A 21,786-nucleotide genomic window follows, 5' to 3' on the forward strand; every position below is an offset into this window, starting at 1 on the left:
GTACGACCCCCCGACGTCAGGGCCGCCGGTCTGTCCGGGGCCGTAAACGGAATAGTGGCCTCAGTCGGATCGTTGTCGCCGGGTATGACTTCTCTGCGCCCGCTCGGTTCCTCGAGCCTTCAGGTCTTCCCCCTCGCCCTCGGCGGCAACGTCTTCGGCTGGACGGCCGACGAGGACCGCACCTTCGCCGTTCTCGACGCGTACGTGGCGGCCGGAGGCAACTTCATCGACACGGCCGACTCCTACTCCGCCTGGGTCCCGGGCAACGAGGGCGGTGAGTCGGAGACTCTCATCGGCAAGTGGCTGGCGGCCCGCTCCCGCCGCGACGATGTCGTCATCGCCACGAAGGTCGGCGCACATCCCGCGTACAAGGGCCTCTCGCCCACCACGATCAAGGCGGGGGCCGAGGCCTCCCTGCGCCGGCTCGGCACCGATCACATCGACCTCTACTACACGCACTTTGACGACGAGAGCGTCCCCGTCGAGGAGATCATCACCGCGCTCGACCAGCTGGTGAAGGCCGGCACGGTCCGGGAGATCGCCGCCTCCAACATCAGCCCCGAGCGGCTCCAGGCCTCCCTGGACTTCTCCGAGCGCGAGGGCCTCGCCCGGTACGTCGCGCTGCAGCCGCACTACAACCTCGTCTCGCGCGACACCTACGAGGGCGCGCTCCAGGACACGGCGGCCGCTTCCGGTCTCGCCGCCGTCCCGTACTTCGCGCTCGCCTCGGGCTTCCTCACCGGCAAGTACCGGGTGGGCGCCTCGGTCGAGAGCGCGCGGGCCGAGGGTGCGGCCAAGCACCTGGAGACCGAGCGCGGGCGCAAGGTGCTCACGGCGCTCGACAGGATCGCCCAGGAGCACGGTGCCGAGATCGCCACCGTGGCCCTCGCCTGGCTGGCCTCGCAGCCGACCGTGACCGCGCCCATCGCCTCCGCGCGTACGGTCGAGCAGCTGCCGGCGCTGGTGGCGGTGGCGGAACTCCGGCTGACCGACCAGGAGCTGGCGGAGCTGACCGAAGCATCCGCCTAGGACGGACCGTCGGGGCGCCCGCCGTCCTCCAGGTACGGGTTGTGGCCGCCGTAGTGCCGGTGCGGTGCGGGGAGGTGCTGCGGCGGGCCGCTGTACGGGAACTGACGGGGGAACGGCGGCGGGGCCGGCGGGCGGAAAGTGCGTAGCCGCCCCGTCGCGTGGGCCGCGTACGTCAGAGCCGGCGCCGCGATCTCCCGGCGGTGCCACAGATGGTGCAGCAACTCCTGCTCGCGGAGGGCGAAGTCCGGGCCGGCGCCGTCATGGCGTGCCCTCCGGCGCAGCATGGCCAGGGACGTGGCGAACGACTCGTACTCCGCGACGGCGCGGGCCGCGGCCCTGCCCCGGGCGCGGTCCGGGTGGCTGTTCCAGTGCCTGGCCATGTCGCGGGCCATGCCCCGCGCCCGCATCGAGGCCAGCGCGAGCGGCTCGGCGGGGGTCAGCCAGCCGGCCGCCGCGTACACCGGCAGCTCGGTGGAGAGCGTGCGCAGCTCCCGCTGGCGCGACCAGACCGCCAGCCAGGTCACCAGCCCGAAGCACGGCACCATGAACGCGCCGTACACCGCGTAGAAGCCGTACGGTCCGAAGGCCGACGAGCCGTTCCACAGGGCGTGCATGCCCATGGCGAGGGTGAGCCCGAGCAGGGGCAGGACGACCCGGCGCACCCGGTGGCGCGAGCCGCCGAGCGCCGCGATGCCGAAGCCGATGCCGGAGAGCACGGTGAACAAGGGGTGCGCGAACGGCGACATGACCACGCGGACGAAGAACGTCCCCGCCGTCACCGAGGCGAAGCCCGTGGTCCCCATCTGCTGGTCCTCGCCGAAGGCGTTGCCCAGGTAGAGGATGTTCTCGGTGAAGGCGAAGCCGGTCGCGGTGAACCCGGCGACCACGATGCCGTCGACGATCCCGCCGAACTGCCGTCTGCGGAAGAGGAAGATCAGCAGGACCGCGATGGCCTTCGCGCTCTCCTCGACGACCGGGGCGACGACCGTGGCCCCGAGGGTGTCGGCGCTCGCCGGATCCGCGGTGGCCGTCGCTATCCACCGGGTCGCGAAGGAGTTGGCGATGATCGCCACGAGCGCGGCGGCGCACGCGCCCCAGGAGAACGCGAACAGCAGATTCCGCCAGGGGCCCGGCTCGACCCGGTCGAGCCAGCGGAACGCCGCCATCAGCAGCGGCACGGGCAGCACGGCCAGCCCCAGCCCCACCAGGAAGCCCTCGGTGCCCGTCTGCCGGCGCACCAGGGCCAGGATCACCAGACCGCAGAGCGCGAGCACCGTGATCAGCGCACCGGCGCGGAACGCCTTGCTGCGCCAGACCATGCCGACGCGGCGGGGCCGGTAACGCCACTGGCCTCGCTCCGGGACGGCGCCCAGGAACTCGTCGAGCTTCTGCTCCTCGAGAACCGGGACGTCCGGCTGCTGGTGCTGCACGGACCCCTGGTACACCCGACGAGCCTAACGAGGGTCACTGACACCTGGCCATGCCGCCGTGACCGAGCTGACGGGTCGTGGCTGATCAGCGACGGGTGAACAGCACGTCGTGCACGACGTGGCCCTTGTCCAGGCCCTGGCCCTCGAAGCGGGTCAGCGGCCGGAACGCGGGCCGCGGCGCGTAGCCGCCGTCCGCCTGAGTGTTCTCGAACAGGGGGTGGGCCGTCAGGACTTCCAGCATCTGCTCCGCGTACGGCTCCCAGTCCGTCGCGCAGTGGACGAGCGCGCCCGGCTTCAGCCGCCGCGCCACCAGGTCGAGGAACTCCGGCTGGATCAGCCGCCTCTTGTGGTGCCGCTTCTTGGGCCATGGATCGGGGAAATACACGCGGAGCCCGTCCAGAGCGGCCGGCTCCAGCATCTCGCGGAGCAGGATGATCGCGTCGCCGTTGGCGACACGGACGTTGGACACCCCGGCCCGGTCCGCGAGACCCAGCAGGTTGCCCTGGCCGGGGGTGTGGACGTCGACGGCCAGGATCCCGGTGCCGGGGTCGTCGGCCGCCATCTGCGCCGTCGCCTCGCCCATGCCGAAGCCGATCTCCAGGACCACCGGGAGGCCGTCGAACAGGGTGGGGAGGTCGAGCACGCCCTTGCCGTCGATGTCCAGGCCCCACTTGGGCCACAGCCGCTGCAGGGCGTCCTCCTGGCCGGCGGTCACCCGGCTGCGGCGGGGCTGGAAGCTGCGGATCCGGCGCTCGTGGTGCGAGCCTGCCGGGTCGGCGGCCGGGCCGCCGGGGAAGCGGGGCTCCTGGCGCAGCCTGCGCTGTCGCTCGAAGGAGGCGGCGCGCCGCTCCGCGGCGTCCGCGTCCGTCGTGGCACCGGGGCCGGTCTCCGGCGTGGCGCCGGCCGTCTCCGCGGCGGGGCGGGGCGTCTCTGGGGTGGGGTTCAGGGGCTCAGACACAATGACCCGATTCTACGGCGGGAGGCGCCCACCCCGTCGCGCGAGCCCGCAGCAGGGCCCGGCGTGCCACCTCCCTCCCGATGGGCAGGGACGCGGTCGCGGCGGGGGACGGGGCGTTCAGCACGTGCACGGTGTGCGGGGCGTCCCGGATCAGGAAGTCGTCCACCAGCGTGCCGTCCCGCAGGACCGCCTGGGCCCTGACCCCGGCCGGGGAGGGCCGCAGATCGGCCTCCGTCACCTCCGGCAGCAGCCGCTGGACGGCCCGGGTGAACGCGCTCTTCGACAGGGATCTGTGCACCTCGCCCGCCCCGTACCGCCAGTGCCGCCGGGCGATCCGCCAGGAGCCGGGCCAGGCCAGGGTGCCGGCCAGCTCGCGCGGGTGGACGACCGCCCGGCCGTATCCCTCGCGGGCCAGGGCCGGCACGGCGTTCGGACCGACGTGGACCGTGCCGTCGACGCCCCGGGTCAGATGGACCCCGAGGAAGGGGAACGCCGGGTCCGGCACCGGATAGACGAGCCCGCGCACCAGCTCCGGCCTGGCCAGCTCGTAGTACTCCCCGCGGAACGGCACGATGCGCGCGCCCGGGTCGTCGCCCGCGAGCCGCGCCACCCGGTCGCTGTGCAGCCCCGCGCAGTTCACCAGCACACGGGCCCTGACCACCTGGCCGTCGGCCGTGCGCACCGCGACACCCCAGGGGCGTCGGTCGACGGCGACGACCTCCGCGCCGTAACGGATCTGTCCGCCCGAGGCGCTCACCTCCGCGGCGAACCGGACGGCGACCGCGGTGAAGTCGCACACCCCCGTCGTCCCCACCCGGATCGCCGCGAGGCCGCGCACCCGTGGTTCGTACTCCGCGATCTGGGCGGGGCCGAGCTCCCGGACGGGCAGGCCGTGCGCCCGTCCGCGCTGCACCAGGGCGTGCAGCCGGGGCAGCTCTCCCCTGTCGGTCGCGACGATCAGCTTGCCCGTCACCGCGTGGGCGATCTTGTGCTCCGCGCAGAAGTCCACCAGCTCGGCGGCGCCCCGCACCGCGTAGCGCGCCTTGAGCGAGCCCGGCGCGTAGTAGATGCCGCTGTGGATCACCCCGCTGTTGCGTCCCGTCTGGTGCTTGGCCGGGCCCCACTCCTTCTCCAGCACCGTGACCCGGGTCCCGGGCGCGGTGCGCGTGATCGCGTACGCGGTCGACAGACCGACGATTCCGCCACCGATCACCAGCACATCGCAGTCGTACGCCGCGTGCGTCATCATCACGCCACCTCCCACCCCGATAGTGCACTGACCCACTGACAACGGGCTCAAACCAGGGAAGGCGTCTGCGTGGCGGGACGTTTCTCCCACAAGCTTTCCCCGGATCCGGCGAAGATCGGGTGAAACCGGGGCGTAACGGTGGAGCCTCGGGGCCCCGCCCGTGAAGGGCCTATGCCGGGGCGACGAGGAGCGGACGGGCCCGTTCCCGTAGCTCGGCCACGCGGGGCTCGTCCCCGTACGGCTCCAGGCGGTGCAGCAGGTCGCGTACGTACTCGGTGGTGCGCGCCGAGGAGATGCGTCCGGCCACCTCCACCGCCCGCGTCCCGGCCGCGCAGGCGGCGTCGAGGTTGCCCGACTCCAGCTCGGCGACCGCGGACACGACGAGCCGCAGCCCGTGCGAGCGGACGAACTCGTCGGTGGGTTTCGACAGGGCCTGCTCGGTGAAGCGCCGTACCTGACGGGGCGCCTTGAGGTCGCGGTAGCACTCGGCGGCGTCGGCGGCGAACCTGTCGTACGAGTAGAACCCGAGCCACGCCGGGTCGGAATCGCCGGCCCGGGAGCGCTCCAGCCAGCTCTCGGCGGCCCGGAGAGCGGCCCCCGCGGCCGGTGCGTCGCCTGCCTTCGCGTGGGCGCGCGCCTCCACGAGCCGGAAGAAGCTCATGGTCCGCGCGGTGGCGAGCCCACGGTTGCGCTCGACCGCGGCCTGCGCGAGGTCGACGCCCTCGTCGGCGAAGCCCCGGTACGTCGCCTGCAGGGACATCGACGCCAGGACGTATCCGCCCAGCGGTACGTCGGCGGCGGCACGGGCCAGGCGCAGCGCCTGGATGTAGTAGCGCTGGGCGGCTTCCTGCTGGCCGGTGTCGAAGGCCATCCACCCGGCGAGCCTGGTCAGCTCGGCGGAGGCGCCGAAGAGCGCCCTGCCCACCTCGTCGCTGTACGAGCCCAGGAGGAGCGGGGCGGCGTCGACCCGTAAGCACTCCGGGACCATGGAGGAACGCCAGTCGCCGCCGCCGTACTTGGAGTCCCACCGGCGCGCGTCCTGGGCTGCCTCGCGCAGCTTGGTCACGTCGCTGTGGCCCACGCGCAGCAGCGGGCCGTCGACGGCGGTGTCCGGGCCGGGCTGGACGGGCACACCGACCTGCGCGCCGGGTGCGCCCTCCGTGCCGAGGATCGCGGCCTGGGCGGCGGTCGGGTCCCGTGCGACCGACGGATCGGCGGGGGTTATGAGCCAGCGGGACGCGGGGGTCGCATAGGCGCTCACCGCGAAGGAACCCGCCAGCGACTGCCAGATCCCTCCGCCGCCCCGTCGGCCCGCCAGATCCAGCCGGTACAGATCCGTCGCCGAGCGGACCGCCTCACCCACGTCGCGGGGGAAGGCGAGACCGACCTCCGGCGCCGGATCGGCGTCGGCGAGCCCTATCTCGTGCAGCGGGACGGGACGGCCGAGTTTGGCCCCTATCGCCGCCGCGATGAGATGGGGCGCGGCACCCTGCGGCACCATGCCCTTGGCGACCCACCTGGCCACCGACGTCTTGTCGTAACGAAGTGTCAGCCCGCGCTGTGCTCCGAGGTCGTTGACCCGCCGGGCGAGCCCGGCGTTGCTGATTCCCGCGAGGGCGAGAACTGTGCCGAGCTTCTCGTTCGGCCCGCGTTGCTCCCTGGACATGCGCCACCCCTCGACACACAGACGGCCGCCGCGTCACCCTCAGGCGCGCGGCATTCGTACCGTGTTCTCCCCAGGTACGGTCCCGGGCACTCCGGCCGCACACGCATTTGGCCGAGCCCCGTGGAATATGCCGCCCTGCTGAGAACATCGGTAAACCCAGCGTAGTTCGCCGCATCCCCACCGTTAAGGGGCAGACCTCCGTATGGCGGGAATGTTGTCCGTGCGGTGCGGGGCGTGTGTGCCGTGCTCCTGATGTGTGGCCGTGCGCCCGGCCGTGCGCTCTGGTCCGGCCGTCGCGCAAGCGCTTCGATGGATCCTGCGTGGGTCGGCCCGCTGAACTGGACTCGGCGGGCTGGGGGAGACCGCCGCCCCAATCCCCGCGGGCGGCGAACCGGTCCGGGAGGTGACGAACACCTCCCGGACTGTGCGCCGCACGGGCGGGGTTCGAGGAAGCGGTCGTGCGGGCCGGCGCACCGGGGGGATGCGCGGGCCCGCACGTCGCCGCACCTCGGACGGTGATCCCGGGCGGAGCCGTGGACCCCCGGGACACCCGCACGCGGCCCCTGGGAGGGTTGCGCGGTGTGCGCCCCCGGCACGCTGTCCTGAGCGAAACACCCGGTTCCGTCGCGATCCGAGAATGGCCGAATAGCGCCGGTCGGGCGGAGCGTGGCGAAGCCGCCCGACTATGGCCGGATCGCGTCTGTTCCGCGCCTCGGCCGGGGCAGGGGCGGCGCTCAGGGCCGGACGCCGCAACTCCCGGAAGATCCGCTTCCGTTGTGGAGGGCCGGGCAGAGCCGTGGCCAGGCTCTTGCCAGGGGCGCATGCGCATCCGGTGTGCGCCGCCCGTACCCCCTCCCGGGCGCCGTTGTCGTGGCAGCATGTCCCGCAACGGCGTTTCCGTGTCCTGGTACGCCGGTTCGTCCACAGCCTGTGGAGGCGGCGATGCGTTGGTTGGTGGGGTGGAGCAGTATCGCCGCGAGTTTCGGCACTGTGGGCGCGGTCGGCCACCACGGGGAGGGGCGCACCGTCCAGCCGGTGGGATCCCAACTCCTGTGGGGGGACCCGGATCCGCTCTGGGCCGTGGGGGACTGGCGCCCTGACGAGATCCGCATCATCACGGTCGCGACCCCCGAGGGGGCGCCCACCACCCGCCTCGCCGTCCTCGGCTGCTGCGGGGCCACCGACGAACAGCTCCGCGTCGGGCTGCTGGCCGCCCGTGGCGGGGCGCTGCGGCATCTCACCGCCTGGTCCGGCAGTTACACGGCCGTCGTGCAGATCGGCCGCCGCATCACCGTCGCCGGCGACCTCGCCGGAGCCCGCCCCGTCTTCCACACGCCCTGGGCCAACGGCACCGCGTACGCCACCGCCGCCCTCCCGCTCGCCGACCTCATCGAGGCGCAGCTGGACATCGGCCACCTCGCCGCGCTGCTGGCCTGCCCCGAGACGCCGGAGGCGCTGGGCGACGGCACACCGTACGCGGGAGTGAAGCGGATCCCGCCCGGGCACGCGCTGATCCTCCGCGAGGGCTCGCGCGAGATCACCGGGTACGAGGCGGTGGCCTCGCTGGCCGTGGCGGCCGCCCAGACCGATCCGGTGAGCGCCGTCGAAGGCGTGCGGGACGCGCTCGTCGACGCCGTACGGGCACGGCTCACGGCCCCCCGCCACGCCCCGGAGACCATGCCGCCCGATCCCGGGCCCGTCCCCGGCATGGGGCCCGCCGAACGCCGCGCGGCCCGTGGGGCGCCCGTACCCGGCATCGGCGCGGACCTCTCCGGCGGCAGCGCCTCCGCCACGCTCGCCCTGCTGGCCGCGGGGCTGCCCGGGCTGCCGGGCACCGTGCTGGGCCATGGCACGGGGGCGGGCGAACGGCTCCTCGCCGTCACCTTCAACGACCTGTCCACGCAGGGCCGTGAGGACGAGCTGGAGCGCGCCCGGGTCATCGCGGCCAACCCCCGCCTGCACCATGTGGTCGTGGCGGCGGGCGAGGAGGCCCTGCCGTACGCGTCCCTGGAGAGCGGCCCGCTCACCGACGAGCCCGCCCCGTCCCTCGTCGTCGCCGAACGCCACCGCCGCCGACTGGCCGCGGGCAGCGCGGACCACTTCGTCGGCCACGGCGCCCGTCAGGTCCTGGACGCCCATCCGGCGCGGCTCGCCGACCTCCTCATGGACCGGCGCAGACGCCACCTCCTGCGGCCCGTCGCCGCGCTCGCCAGGGCCGAAGGGCCCTCCACGCACTCCCTGTTCGTGCCGCTGGCCGTCTACCGGGCCGCCCGCAGGCTGGCCCGTACGTCGTACCGCACCGGGCTCGAGACGGCGGCGTCCCTGCTGCCCGACGCCAATCGTGACGCCCCCGACCTCGACACCCCGGCCGACGCCTCGCTCGCCTCCCTCGCCTGGTCCCGGCCGGGACCGGCCGCGCGCTGGCTCACCGGGGAGGCGCTCGCGGAAGTATCGGTTCGCCTCCAGGAGGCGGCCATCCGGCCCGCCTCGGTCCAGCGCCCCGGGGAGGCCAGGGCCCGCGCGGCGCTGGCCCGGCACGCGGCCGACCAGCGGATCCTGGAGCAGGCTGCGGAGATCCGCAGCCAGCGGCTGCACGCCCCTTACCTCGACAACCAGGTCGTGCGGGCCGCCCGCGCCCTCCCGGAATCGCTGCGGGTCCAGCCGGGCGCCCGCGCCGCCATCCTGCGCCGGGTTCTCGCGGGCGCCGGTATCCACGAACTGCCGCCCGGCTGGGGCACGCCGTCACAGGCCACCTCGAACGCCGCCGGACGCATCGGCCTGCGTGCCGCCCTTCCGGATCTGATCGCCCTCTTCGACGCCCCGTTGCTGGCCGACGCGGGCCTGATCGAGGCACGCGTCGTGCGCAAGGCACTGCGCGCGGCCTCGGAGGGCGAGCCGCTCCCCCTGGACGGCCTGGCCGAGCTGGCGTCCACGGAACTCTGGCTCCGCCGTCTGGTCACCCGCCGGGGCACCTGCTGGACCGGCACGGCGGCCCCACGGCAGCGAGCGGTGGCGGGCGGCGTCGTCCCGGCCCGCCGCACCTTGCAGCCCTGAGGCCTTTCGTCCGGATCAGGCCGGGCTCGCGGGGGACACAATGGCCAGGTGCGGTATCTGATCCTGGGCGTCACCGAGGCGCGCGACGAGCACGGCGGTGTGCTGCCCGTGGGCGGCGCGCGGCTGCGCACCCTGCTCGCCGCCCTCGCCCTGCGTGCGGGGCGCCCGGCGACCGTCGCCGGGCTCATCGACGACGTATGGACCGACGATCCCCCGCAGGACGCCCCCGGCGCCCTCCAGGCCCTCGTCGGACGGCTGCGGCGGGTCCTCGGCCGGGAGGCGGTCGCCGGCACCCCGGGCGGCTACCGGCTCACCGCGGGGCCCGACGACATCGACCTGTACGTCTTCGAGCGGCTCGCCCGCCGGGGCGCAGCCGAGCTCGACGCGGGCGCTCCCGAGGACGCCGCCCGCACCCTGCGCACCGCGCTCGCCCTGTGGCGCGGCCCCGCGCTCGCCGACCTCCCCGGGCACGAGCACGGGGTCAGGGCCGAGGCCCGTCGGCTCACCGCGCACCAGCAGCGCATCGAGGCCGACCTCCGGCGCGGGGCCACGGCCGGCCTCGTACCGGAGCTCAGGGAGCTCACCGCCGCCCACCCGTACCACGAGCCGCTGCACGCCCAACTGCTCCGCGGCCTGCGCGCCGAGGGCCGGCAGGCCGACGCGCTCGCCGCGTACGAGGAGGCCCGCCGGGCCCTCGCGGACGGTCTGGGCACCGATCCGGGACCGGAGCTCACCACGCTCCACCGGGAACTCCTCCACGGCGCCGAGCACCCCGTGCCGGCCCCGGGCGTCCGTACGCCGGCCGAGGGAAACCTCCGCCCCCGGCTCACCTCCTTCGTCGGCCGCGAGCCCGAACTCCGCCTCATCCGCTGCGACCTGTCGCGGGCCCGCCTCGTCACGCTCACGGGCCCAGGCGGCTCCGGCAAGACCAGGCTGGCCGAGGAGTCCGCGGCGGGGCAGGGCGCCGCCTGGATCGTCGAACTCGCCCCGCTCGACGACCCCTCCGCCGTGCCGGGTGCCGTGCTCTCCGCCCTCGGCCTGCGCGAGACGACCCTGCTGCAGAGCGGTTCCCGCGACGGACACCCCACGTCGGCGGACCCCACCGAGCGGCTGGTCGAGCACCTCGCCCACCAGTCGCGCCGGCGCCCGTTCCTCCTCGTGCTCGACAACTGCGAGCACGTCGTCGACGCGGCGGCGGTCCTCGCGGAGGCACTCCTCACGCGCTGTCCTGGACTGCGGATCCTCGCCACCAGCCGCGAGCCCCTCGGCGTGCCCGGCGAGACCGTCCGCCCCGTCGACCCCCTGCCGCCGGAACCCGCGCACCGCCTGTTCGCCGAGCGGGCCCGCGCCGTGCGGCCGGACTTCGACCCGGGCGCGGACGCGGCCGACAACCCGGCGGCCATCGCCGAGATCTGCCGCCGGCTCGACGGTCTCCCGCTCGCCATCGAGCTGGCCGCCGCCCGGCTCCGGCTGCTCACCCCGCGCCAGATCGCGGACCGCCTGGACGACCGCTTCCGGCTGCTCACCAGCGGCAGCCGCACCGTACTGCCCCGCCAGCAGACGCTCCGGGCGGTCGTGGACTGGTCCTGGGAACTGCTGTCCCAGGACGAGCGGACCCTGCTGCGGCAGGTCTCGGTCTTCGCGGGCGGATGGGACCTGGCCGCAGCCGAAGCGGTGACCGGTCCGGACGCCGCCGACCTGCTCGGCGCCCTCGTCGACAAGTCACTCGTGGCCGCGGCCCCCACGGACGGCACGGAGATGCGCTACCGCCTCCTGGAGACCATTCACGAATACGCCGTGGAGCGGGCCGCCGAGACGCCCGGCATCCGGGAGGCAGCCTCCTCGGCCCACACCGCCCACTTCACCGCGCTCGCCGAGGAGGCCGACCCCCAGCTGCGCTCCGGGGGACAGCTGCCCTGGATCCGGCGCCTGGAGACGGACCTCGACAACATCCGCGCCGCCCTGTACCGCACGGTTGTGGCCCACCCCTCCGAACAGGAGGCGCTGCGTCTGGTGCTCGCCATGGGGTGGTTCTGGTGGGTGCGTAACTTCCGCACCGAGGGCATGTCCTGGGCCAACCGCACCGTCGCTCTCGGCGAGGACCCGCAGGACCCGGCCGACCCGCGCTACTGGCCACGCATGCGCGCCCACATGCTGCGGTTCTTCCTCGCCGTGGAAAGCCGTCCGGTCGAGAACATGCACGAGGACGAGGAATTCCAGGCACTGGTCAGCCGGGTGGCCGAGGTCTTCGGCTCGGGCGGCCCGGAATCCGCCCGCTTCCCCGGGCTGCTCTGGCCGATGACCTCGCACATGCGCCGTGAGCACACCGTCGACATGACTCACCACGACCTGGCTGTCGCCAACGCCCGGGCGTACGGCGGCGACTGGGAGTACGGCGTCGCTCTGATGGCCCGTACGCACATGCTGATCGACACCCCTCAGGGCATGGACGGCATCGACGAGGACATCGCCGAGCTGCGCGTGCTGAGCCGTCGCGTCGGCGACCGCTTCCTTCTCGCCCAGGTCGCCAGCGCCGTCGCCGAGGCGGGGATGAACCGCGGCAGGTACGAGGAGTCGCGCGCCGCCTACCAGGAGGCACTGGAGCTGGCCCGGGAGGTCGGCGCGTACGCGGAGACGCCTTTCCTGCTCGCCCGCCTCGCCGAACTCTCCTACCGCGCCGGAGACCTGGGCACCGCGATGAAGAGCCTGGACGTGGCGGAGGCGGAGGCGGAGCGTCAGCACGTGCTGGACGCCCTGGCGTACGTGGACTTCCTGCGGTCCTCCGTCGCACTGACGGCGGGCGACATCCCGAAGGCGCGCAGGTACGCCGACGCGGCGCTCGACGGCCGGTCGTACGGCGCGCGGCCGCCGCAGTTCGCCGCAGCCGTCCTCGGGGTCTCGGCGCGCGTCAGGGTGCACGAACCGTCCGGCGGGCCCGCCGAGGGACTGCGCGGCGTGGCCGAGGCGCTGCACCTGGCCGTGACGTCCGGATGCGCGGACAACTTCACCGCCCACCTGGCGGAAGCGGCCGGCACCATCCTGGTGCGCCTGGACCTGTTCGCGGCGTCGGCCCGGATCCTCGCGGCGTCCTCCACCTGGCGGGCGAACGGCCCCCGCTCGGCGGTGGAGGAGAGCGAGGTGGCCGCGGCGGTGGAGCGGCTGCGCGAGGAGCTCGGCCCCGGGCGGTACGAGGAGGAGAACGCCCTGGGGCTCGGACTGACACCGGACGAGGTCCTCGGCCTCCTGACCGAGGCCGCCGAGGGGCTCAGCCGCAGCTGATGCGCGACTGCGCCCAGTCGGCCAGCGCGACCCCGCCGAGCGGCCCCGACGGCTCCACGACGAGCCTGATGGTCTCCCGGCCCGCGAGGGCGACGCTCACCGGTACGGCGGGCTCACCGCCCCGCAGCACCGGGGACTGCCACAGCGCCGTCCCGTCGTCGTCACGCACGGAGAAACGCACGGCGCCGGTCCCCAGGGTCAGGTCGTCGACCCCGGCCATCGCCTCGTAGCGGCTGCACGCCCGGTTGAGCTGGACGGCGACCGAGGAGGCGGAGGGGGCGGTCACCCCGTGAGCGTACGTCGTGGAGGCGATCGACAGCCCGTTGCGCTGCCAGAACACACCGCTGCTCCGGGCGAGCAGGATCTCGGGACCTGTGTGATCGCCGGTGAGGGAGTACGCCAGCTCGTTGACCTGGTAGATCTCCGGGTCGGGCGGCGGTGGTTCCTTCGGGGCGGAGGGGGTCGGGGCCGGGGTGGGCGTGGGGGTCGGTGCCGGCTTGTTCCCAGGGGGCGGCGTCGGTGTCGGCGTGGGAGTCGGCGTCGGGGTTGGCTCCAGGGCGGGCTCCGGGGCGGGCGGTGCCTCGGGCGCCGGTGCGGCGGGCGGGGCCGGCGGCTGCGGGCTCGGTGTCGGCTCCGGCGGGGGAGTGGGGGCGGCGGGTGCCGCGACCGGCGGCCTGGCCACCGTCTTCTCCTCCGGCGCGGGCCGGTCCTCGCCGACCAGGGCCCATACGAGACCGGCGGCGGCCACCACGGCCACCGCGGCCGCGATCCCCGCCTTCAGCGGAGCGCCGATCCCTTCCGAGGCAGCGGCGCCGCCGGCCGTGCCTCCCCCGGAGGACGCACCGCCCGTGGCAGCGGCGGCGGCTCCTGCGCCGGCCGCCCCCGCCGCGCCGCCCGCCACGATGCCGGCCGCCTTGAGCGAGTAGCCCGCGGCGAACCAGCCGATGACGGCGACGGGAAGCAGCGCCGGGATGCCTGCGTTCACACGGTCCAGCTCACCGGCGGCGATCCGGCACTTCGCGCACTCGTCCAGATGCTTGCGCAGCCCGCGCTCCGCCCGGGTCCGGAGGCCGCCCCGGGCATGGGCGCCGAGCCTGTCGGCGTACCGGGCGCAGTCGCCGCCGGCTGTCAGCGACTGGCTCACATGGGCCTGCAGATAGGCCTGCTTGAGCCCTTCACGGGCCCGGACGGCCAGCACCGCGGTGGCATTGGCCGTCAGGCCGAAGAGGGGGGCGACCTCGCTCGGCGACTCCTCCTCCACGGTGGTGTGCCACAACACGGCCTGCCAGCGCTCCGGCAGGCTGCGGAACGCCTGCATGGCCATCGACCGGTCCGCCTCGTGCATGGCCAGCACATCGGCGCCGAGGTCGAGGGTGTCGGTCTCCGACAGATCGGCGGAGCGGGTGGCCTGCGCGGCGAACACCGCGAAGTCGTCGACGAGATGCTCGCGCTTCGCGCTCTTGGTCCATGCCGCGGCGACATGGCGGACAGCCGTCATGAGGTAGGCGCGGACGGCTTCCTCCGGCCCCTTCCCGCCGCGCACCGCCTGCAGCGTCCGGGCGAACACCTCGGCCGTCAGGTCGTCGGCGGTGTGCGCGTCCCGGCAGCACGTACGGGCGTAGCGTCGCACCGCACCGGAGTGGCGCCGGAAGAGCTCCTCGTACGCCTGGTCGTCGCCGGCACGCGTGCCCTGGATCAACTGCGCGTCGGAGGGGCCGAGATCGGCCGACCCGGCGCGCCCCTCGCGCTGCAGAGGGACCGCGTACGCGGCATCGGTCTCCGCGGCGGGCTCCGACGGCGCCCCGTCATCGGCGGACGCCGGCGGCCACGGACCGGGCAGCACGGTGCCGCCGCCCTCCTTGTTCGCGGCGGCGATACCGTCGGACGGTTCTTCCTGCTGCGCTTCACCGCTCATCGCGGAAGCCCCCGTAACACACCTGCGGACCCGAATACCGGGGCAACAGTGCCACAGAGCCACGCGGCGACGAACCCCGGAGCGGGAGCAACCACTCGTCCGGGGTGTCTTCTTCCCTGCCCCGGGGTGACATGGCCCTGGCGGGGAAGGAGCAACGCCCCCCCCCGCCGCCCAGGTGTCGGCCGACGGGGAGCGTGCCTCGCGGTCCGCCCCTTCTGCCGGGGTGGCCACACGGTGCGCCTACGGGTGGCCGCGCCTACGGGTGGTCGCGCGGCGCACCCGCGTCCGAGCGTCTACGCCGGGCGGGAGCGGAGCCCCTCCAGCAGGATGTCCAGCAGCCTGGCCGAAGCGGCGGCCTGGTGGGCGGGGTCCGGCAGAGCCGGAGCCGCTGTGGCGATGACCAGCAGCACATCGCCCACCGTCACATCGCCCCGCAGCTCACCCGACTCACGGGCCCGGTCCACCAGCCTGCCCACGACCTCGAGCAGCTCGACCGCCCCGGGATCGTCGCCGAGCCCGTCCTCGCCGGCGGAGTGTCCGCCGGCCACCTGGAAGCCGGGCTGTGCCACTCCCTGCCGCTGATGCGGGACGCGCGTCCCGCTGTCGGCCGCATCCGGTATCGCGGCCTCGTCCTGCTCCGCCCCGACGCGCAGCACCTGCGGCGGCAGCAGCCGGCCCGCGCCCGACGCCACCGAGGTGCGCAGGAAGCGGGAGAGCGCCGACCACGGCTCGTCCTCGTGACCGAGGGCCGAGCGCGCCTGATCGGTCAGCCGCGCCGTCTCCTCCTCGGCTATCCGGCGCACCAGCACGTCCTTGCTCGGGAAGCGCCGGTAGACCGTACCGACGCCCACCCGTGCGCGGCGCGCCACGTCCTCCATCGGTGCGCCGTAACCCAGCTCGCCGAACACCTCACGCGCGGCGCGCAGGACGTGTTCGAGATTGCGCTGTGCGTCCACGCGGAGCGGCGCGGAACGGACCGTGCCGCCCGTCGCTCCCGCGACCGTACCGACCGCTCCCACAGGGCTCAGCCGCCCGTGGTCCTCACTGGAAGAGGTGACAGCGCTCGGCCCATGCAAATCCTGAATGTGCATAACTTCCCCCGGTTATGACGTCTCCCCCCGGAGACTTCCCCGCCGTATCGGCCGGCGTGTGGACCTTCGTCCGAAACCGGCACCCCGACGGGGTACGAACATAGTTGAGCCCGGGTCAATTCAGAAGGGGGTAGTTCCGCACGGAGCGCCCCCCGATCGGAGCAAGGACCGGTTGGACCCTGATTCGCCCCCTGCGGACCCGCCCTGCCGCCGCATCTGACCTGCGCAACTCCGGAAACGGGCAGAGGCCGGGGGCCGCCCGGTGATCGAAGAGTTCCGGTCACACAATTTGCCGGGCCTGTGGACAAACACCGGACTCCGTTGCGTCATGGGAAGGTGATGGCACCAGATTCCCGGGGGGCACCCCCCGGCACCCGGCCAAGTGTGCGCATTCTCGTCGTCGGCGGCGGCTACGTCGGGATGTACACCGCGCTGCGTCTCCAGCGGAAGCTGCGACAGAGACTGAAAAGCGGCGAGGCCGAGATCGTGGTGGTCACGCCCGAGCCCTACATGACGTATCAGCCCTTCCTGCCGGAGGCCGCAGCCGGTTCGATCTCGCCGCGCCATGTCGTCGTGCCCCTGCGCCGGGTCCTGAAGAACTGCACGATCGTCATCGGCGAGGCGGAACGCGTCGACCACGCCAAGCGCACCGTGACGGTCACGACGCTCGCCACCGGCGAGGACGGCACCGGCGCCCTCGAGATCCCGTACGACGAGATCGTCCTCGCGCCCGGATCCGTGTCACGCACGCTGCCGGTCCCCGGCCTCGCCGACTTCGGCATCGGCTTCAAGACCGTCGAGGAGGCCATCGGACTCCGGAACCACGTCATCGAACAGATGGACATCGCCTCCGCCACCCGGGACCCCGCCATCCGCGACGCGGCGCTCACCTTCGTCTTCGTCGGCGGCGGGTACGCCGGTGTGGAGGCGCTCGCGGAGCTCGAGGACATGGCCCGCTACACCTCGCGGTACTACCACAACATCAAGCCCTCGGACCTGCGGTGGATCCTGGTCGAGGCGACCGGGCGGATCCTGCCCGAGGTCGGCGAGGCGATGGGCAAGTACGCCGTCAGGGAGCTGCGGGGCCGCAACATCGACGTACGGCTCGACACCCGTCTGGACAGCTGCGAAGGCCGGGTCGCCGTCCTCAGCGACGGCTCGCGCTTCCCGACCCGCACCCTGGTGTGGACCGCGGGCGTCAAACCCGCGCCGATCCTCGCCGCCACCGACCTCCCGCTCACGGAACGCGGCCGGATCCGCTGCACCACCACGCTCTCGGTCGACGGCGCCGAGCACGCCTGGGCCGCCGGTGACGCGGCGGCCGTCCCCGACCTCACCTCGTCCGAGCCCGGCACGGACACCGCGCCGAACGCCCAGCACGCGGTGCGCCAGGCCAAGGTCCTCGCGGACAACATCGTGGCCACGCTCGCCGGCCGGCCGGCCGAGGACTACCGGCACTCGTACGCGGGATCCGTCGCCTCGCTCGGCCTGCACAAAGGCGTGGCCCACGTCTACGGGCGCAAGCTCAAGGGCTATCCGGCCTGGCTGATGCACCGCGTCTACCACCTCAGTCGCGTACCCACGTTCAACCGGAAGGCGCGTGTTCTTGCCGAGTGGACCCTGGCCGGACTCTTCAAACGAGAGATCGTCTCCCTCGGCTCGCTCGAACACCCGCGCGCGGAGTTCGCCCTCGCGGCCCGGGGACACGCGCACCCGGGACCTCCCGGAGACACCCTGCCGAAGAACGGCAGGCCACCGGACACGTCCGGCTGATCCACGGTTCCCCGCGCACCGGAACGCCCCGGGAGGGGCCGTAATTCAGCGGATGTACCGACTGCCGTACGGCAACTGTCAGTACGGTCGGTCACACTGGGCGTGTGACCATAGGTGGGCTCACACCTGCACAGAGTCACCCGGCAGGCAGTCACCTGCAGTGACCGGCAGCGAAGACCACCAGCACGAAGAGGCCCGGCCGCGCGTTCCCGGAAGCCGGGACCCGGCGCCCCGACCCGGCATGCGAGCCGGCAGGGGACCACCGGCCACAGGACCAGCAGAAGAAGCAGCTCGCCCGAGCGGACCAGACCGACACACGAGGCCAGAAATTCCGTGAACTTCACGCGCTGGAGCGCCCGCCTTCCCGGAACGCAGCGTCGAGCCGCCGCGCGGGACGACCACAGTTCCGTACCCGCCGCCCGCGCCGAATCCGTACGGCCGAAGACCGCGGTCACTCCGCCGGACGACACCTCGGAAACCCCCTTCCCCTCCACGGGTCCCTCCCTGGAAGCCCTGCCCGCACGCGAGATCCTCGGAAGGCTCCCGGCCCCCGTCGCGCTGCTCCACGGCCCCGAGTACCGCATCACCTACGTCAACCCCGCCTACACCTCGGCGTTCGGCCCACGCCCCTGCGGCGCGCCCGCGGCCGAGGCCATGCCCGAGCTGGGCGAGCTCAGCCTGCTGCCCCTCATGGACCAGGTCCTGCGCAGCGGCACTCCGCGTACGGTCAAGTCCCGCAAGGTATTGGCAGGCAGCTCCTACACAGTGACCTGCACCCCCGTGGCCATCAGTGACCCGGACGGCCCGGACGGGGAGGCGGGCGTCCTCGTCTATGCCACCGATGTCACCGACCACGCCGAGGCGGCGGAGAGACTCCGCGCCAGCGAGCGCCGTCACCGTGAAACAGCCGTCACCCTCCAGCGCTCCCTGCTCCCGCAGGAGCTCGAACAGCCGGACGACCTGCGCATCGCCGCCACCTACCAGCCGGGCGGCACGGACGCGGCGGTCGGCGGCGACTGGTACGACGTCATCACCCTGGGCGCCGGCCGCACCGCGCTCGTCATCGGCGACGTGATGGGGCGCGGTGTGCGGGCCGCCGCCGTCATGGGCCAGCTGCGCACCGCCGTCCGTGCCTACGCGCGCCTCGACCTTCCGCCGCACGAGGTGCTCCAGCTCCTCGACGTGCTCGCCGCCGAGATCGACGCCAGCCAGATCGCCACCTGCGCCTACGCCGTCCACGACCCCAACGAGGGGCACCTCGTCTACGCCTCCGCGGGACACCTCCCGATCCTCGTGTGCGACGCGGCCGGCACGGTCCACCGCGCCGAGGACCCGATCGGACCACCGCTCGGCACGGGAGGGTGGGTTCATACCTCGGGGACGATCCCCCTGCCGCCCGGCTCGACGGCCGTGCTCTACACGGACGGTCTGGTCGAACGCCGTAGCGAGGACATCGACGAGGGCGTGGCCGCCCTGGAGCGCGCCCTGTCGGGCGCCAAGGGGTCGCCCCAGGTGGTCTGCGACCGGCTCATCCGCTCCCTGGGCGTCACCGCGGAGCACGACGACGACGTGGCGGTCCTCGTGGTCCAGCACCCCGCCCGCACGGGAGCGAGCGCGGAGCTCTTCCACAACGCCTCGCTCGAACTGCTCGGCGGCATCGAGGCCGCTCCCAGGGCCCGCGCCTTCGCCACGGGTGTCCTGGCGTCCTGGCGCTTTCCCGTGGCCCTCTGCGACCTGGGGGTTCTCGCCGCGAGCGAGCTCGTGGCGAACTCCCTCCAGCACGGCACCCCGCCCATGCGCCTCGGCCTGCGCCGGACGGACCGCCGCCTGATCATCGAGGTGACGGACGGGGACGACCACCTGCCGCGCCGCCGTCGCGCCGAACCCGCCGACGAGGCGGGACGCGGCATCTCCATCGTGGCGACGATCGCCACGTCCTGGGGCAGTCGCCGCACCCCCGGCGGCGGCAAGGCCGTCTGGTGCGAATTCGCGCTCCCGGACTGACCCCGGCTCAGCGCACGACGGGTGCGGTGACCGGCTCGCTCTCCGGCAGCGACACGGCGACCACCCGGGACGGCACCGTCTCGAGCGATGGCTTGTCCTGCACGGGAGTGAGGTGACGGCCCAGCTTGAGCGCCAGCACGGTGATGCCCAGCGAGAACAGCACGAAGGTCACGATGTACGGCCCGGGCAGCGCGGCCCCCATGGGACCGCCCACGGCGGGCCCGACGGCCAGGGCCAACTGCTTCACCAGGGCGAACGCCGAGTTGTACTGACCGACCATGGCCTCCGGCGCCAGATCCGCGACGAGCGGCGCCACCGTCGGCGACAGCATCGACTCACCCAGCCCGAAGAGGGCGTACGTCGAGATCATCGCGGCCGTCGCCATGGTCTGGCTGCCGTGCCCGAGGCCCGCGTACCCCGCCACGATCCAGGCGAAGGCCCAGATCAGACCGACCCACGCGATGACCCTGCTGCGTCGCCGCCGTTCCACGAGACGGAGCACGACGAACTGTGCGACGACGATGACCGCGGTGTTGGCGGCCAGCGCGATCCCCAGGGTGGACGGGTCGATCCCGGCGGCCTCGGTGCCGTAGGCGGCGAGGCCGGACTCGAACTGTCCGTAGCAGGCGAAGAAGATCACGAAGCCCAGCACGCACAGCTGCACCATGGCCCTGTGCGAGAGCAGTACCCGCAGTCCCGCCTTGGGCGTCGTGCCGTCGGCGGGCACCGCCTCCGCGAGGGAGGGGGAACGCGGCATGCGCACCGTGGCCGCGACGACGCCGAGCACCAGGAACATCGCGGCCTCGATGAGGAACAGCAGGGTGAAGCTCGACGGGCTGTCGACGTCCACGAGCTGCCCGCCCACCAGGCCGCCGATGCCGAGGCCGAGGTTCTGCAGGAAGAACTGCATCGCGAAGGCACGGGTACGGGTCGAGGAGCTCGAGCACCACACCAGCATCGTCGCGAGGGCCGGCTGCATGACGGCGGTGCCGGCACCGAGGACAGCGGCGGAGAGCACGGCGGAGGTCACGCCGTTCGAGACGCCCAGGGCGCAGGCGCCCGCAGCGGCCGCGACGGCGGCGACGATCAGCACCGGCAAGGGGCCACGCCGGTCGATGGCCCGCCCGGTGAAGGGCAGTACGGCCAGCGCCGCCATGGCGAAGACGGCCAGCACGACACCTGCCGTACCGGCACCGAGATCCCGCACCTGCGCCACGTAGACGTACAGATACGGGACGGTGAACCCGAGGCCGAACGCGCTCAGCGCGCTTCCCACCTGGATTCGGCGCAGCGCTGCACCCATTTCCCTGGTCACACTCACCTACCTCAAGACACGACTTTCCAGAACACAGACTCGTAGACTTTAGCACTAAAGTTAGATGCTGAACTCTTCACCCTGAAGGACTTCGAAGGCGATGGAGGGCGTGCGATACTGCCCGCCATGTCTGACACCACCGAGCAGCCCGAGCTCCAGGAGCCGAGCCTCGACGAGCAGATCGCCGCCTACCAGCGCGAGTTCCGCGACCTCGACCCGCAGGTCGAGCAGATCGTCTCCGCGCTGGGCAGGCTGAACCGCCGGATGAACGTCGCCTACGGCAGACAGGTCGCCGCTCTCGGCATCAGCAACGCCGAGTGGGAGGTCCTCAAGACCCTGGTCCTCTCCGGCACCCCGTACCGGCTGGGCCCGGGTGAGCTCGCCAAGCGCCTCGGGCTCACCCCCGCCGCGATGACCCATCGCATCGACCGCATGGCAGGCGAAGGCCTGGTCACGCGGGACCGGGACGAGAACAACCGGGTGCGCGTCATCGTGGAGCTCACCGACGAGGGACGTACGAAGTGGCTCGAGGCGATGCGGATGGCCACCACCTTCGAGGAGGACCTCCTCCAGGACCTCTCGGGCGACGAGCGCGGAGCTCTGGGCGAGATCCTGATCCGGCTCCTGCGCCGCGTGGAACACGAACAGCCGGACGCCGGCGGCCGGCTCACCGACCTGGACTGACGGTCAGCGGCGGGGCCGTGAGGGGGGGGCTTGACACGCCTCCCTCACGTCCGTAAGGTTCTTCGAGTTGTCACGGAGCCGGTACGGTTCTGCGGCAGCCGATCCCGCCGCGAATGCGGCAACCAAACTCAGCACGATCTCCCACCGGGGAGAATTTCGGCATGCCGAAATTCAATTCGCAGGCTCGATTATGAGTCGCCGGGAGAATCCGCTAGAGTTTGAGCGTCGGAACGGCCCAAGGGCTGGGAAGGCAAACCCCGCTGACTGGGAATCAGGCCCGAAAGGATCTGATAGAGTCGGACTCGCCGGAAAGGGAAACGCGAAAGCGAAGAACTGGAA

At 73.2% G+C, this 21,786-nt stretch carries 13 protein-coding genes; 6 read left to right on the forward strand and 7 right to left on the reverse strand.

Annotation, left to right across the window (positions count from 1 at the left end; translation table 11 throughout):
* Positions 1 to 84 precede the first annotated feature (84 nt).
* Positions 85 to 1,029 (forward strand): aldo/keto reductase, encoded by a 945-nt coding sequence (locus tag ACIBCU_RS18120; protein WP_399232291.1) that lies wholly within the window; start codon positions 85 to 87, stop codon positions 1,027 to 1,029.
* On the opposite strand, the gene ACIBCU_RS18125 is transcribed toward ACIBCU_RS18120, so the two are convergent.
* From ACIBCU_RS18125 to ACIBCU_RS18140, 4 genes are all read right to left on the reverse strand, one after another.
* Positions 1,026 to 2,474, reverse strand: a complete 1,449-nt coding sequence (locus ACIBCU_RS18125; protein WP_362936234.1) for a PrsW family intramembrane metalloprotease — start codon at positions 2,472 to 2,474, stop codon at positions 1,026 to 1,028. The two genes, ACIBCU_RS18120 and ACIBCU_RS18125, sit on opposite strands and share 4 nt — an antisense overlap.
* 70 nt (positions 2,475 to 2,544) lie before the next feature.
* Positions 2,545 to 3,417: a tRNA (guanosine(46)-N7)-methyltransferase TrmB gene (gene trmB, locus ACIBCU_RS18130; protein WP_399232293.1), complete on the reverse strand. Its 873-nt coding sequence runs from the start codon at positions 3,415 to 3,417 to the stop codon at positions 2,545 to 2,547.
* Positions 3,410 to 4,666: an L-2-hydroxyglutarate oxidase gene (gene lhgO, locus ACIBCU_RS18135; RefSeq protein ID WP_362936240.1), complete on the reverse strand. Its 1,257-nt coding sequence runs from the start codon at positions 4,664 to 4,666 to the stop codon at positions 3,410 to 3,412. Before lhgO ends, trmB begins: the two co-directional genes overlap by 8 nt.
* Positions 4,667 to 4,835: 169 nt before the next feature.
* Positions 4,836 to 6,332 carry a sporulation protein gene (locus ACIBCU_RS18140; RefSeq protein ID WP_362936243.1) on the reverse strand — a complete coding sequence of 499 codons (1,497 nt, stop codon included), beginning with the start codon at positions 6,330 to 6,332 and terminating at the stop codon, positions 4,836 to 4,838.
* 942 nt (positions 6,333 to 7,274) lie between these two features.
* Here ACIBCU_RS18140 and ACIBCU_RS18145 point away from each other — a divergent pair.
* Positions 7,275 to 9,386, forward strand: a complete 2,112-nt coding sequence (locus ACIBCU_RS18145; protein ID WP_362942697.1) for an asparagine synthase-related protein — start codon at positions 7,275 to 7,277, stop codon at positions 9,384 to 9,386.
* 48 nt (positions 9,387 to 9,434) lie between these two features.
* Positions 9,435 to 12,665: an ATP-binding protein gene (locus ACIBCU_RS18150; RefSeq protein WP_399232296.1), complete on the forward strand. Its 3,231-nt coding sequence runs from the start codon at positions 9,435 to 9,437 to the stop codon at positions 12,663 to 12,665.
* Here the strand turns inward: ACIBCU_RS18150 and ACIBCU_RS18155 are convergent.
* The gene (locus ACIBCU_RS18155) at positions 12,652 to 14,580 is read right to left on the reverse strand and encodes a sigma-70 family RNA polymerase sigma factor (protein WP_399232298.1); all 1,929 of its coding nucleotides are present in this window, start codon (positions 14,578 to 14,580) and stop codon (positions 12,652 to 12,654) included. The genes ACIBCU_RS18150 and ACIBCU_RS18155 overlap by 14 nt on opposite strands.
* Before the next feature lie 293 nt (positions 14,581 to 14,873).
* A complete protein-coding gene (locus ACIBCU_RS18160; RefSeq protein ID WP_399232300.1) occupies positions 14,874 to 15,671 on the reverse strand; it encodes a TetR/AcrR family transcriptional regulator in 798 nt (265 codons plus the stop codon).
* Between the two features lie 339 nt (positions 15,672 to 16,010).
* On the opposite strand from ACIBCU_RS18160, the gene ACIBCU_RS18165 reads away from it, so the two are divergent.
* Complete coding sequence (locus ACIBCU_RS18165) at positions 16,011 to 17,444, forward strand: NAD(P)/FAD-dependent oxidoreductase (RefSeq protein ID WP_362942685.1); 1,434 nt, start codon at positions 16,011 to 16,013, stop codon at positions 17,442 to 17,444.
* A gap of 333 nt (positions 17,445 to 17,777) precedes the next feature.
* Positions 17,778 to 19,448 carry a SpoIIE family protein phosphatase gene (locus tag ACIBCU_RS18170; RefSeq protein WP_399232302.1) on the forward strand — a complete coding sequence of 557 codons (1,671 nt, stop codon included), beginning with the start codon at positions 17,778 to 17,780 and terminating at the stop codon, positions 19,446 to 19,448.
* Between the two features lie 7 nt (positions 19,449 to 19,455).
* Here the strand turns inward: ACIBCU_RS18170 and ACIBCU_RS18175 are convergent, their stop codons facing one another.
* Positions 19,456 to 20,751, reverse strand: coding sequence for an MFS transporter (locus tag ACIBCU_RS18175; protein ID WP_362942700.1), 1,296 nt, complete (start codon positions 20,749 to 20,751; stop codon positions 19,456 to 19,458).
* Between the two features lie 138 nt (positions 20,752 to 20,889).
* On the opposite strand from ACIBCU_RS18175, the gene ACIBCU_RS18180 reads away from it, so the two are divergent.
* A complete protein-coding gene (locus tag ACIBCU_RS18180; RefSeq protein ID WP_099173040.1) occupies positions 20,890 to 21,447 on the forward strand; it encodes a MarR family winged helix-turn-helix transcriptional regulator in 558 nt (185 codons plus the stop codon).
* Positions 21,448 to 21,786 lie beyond the last annotated feature (339 nt).

It is taken from the genome of Streptomyces sp. NPDC051064, from assembly GCF_044455985.1.
Lineage (GTDB): Bacteria > Actinomycetota > Actinomycetes > Streptomycetales > Streptomycetaceae > Streptomyces.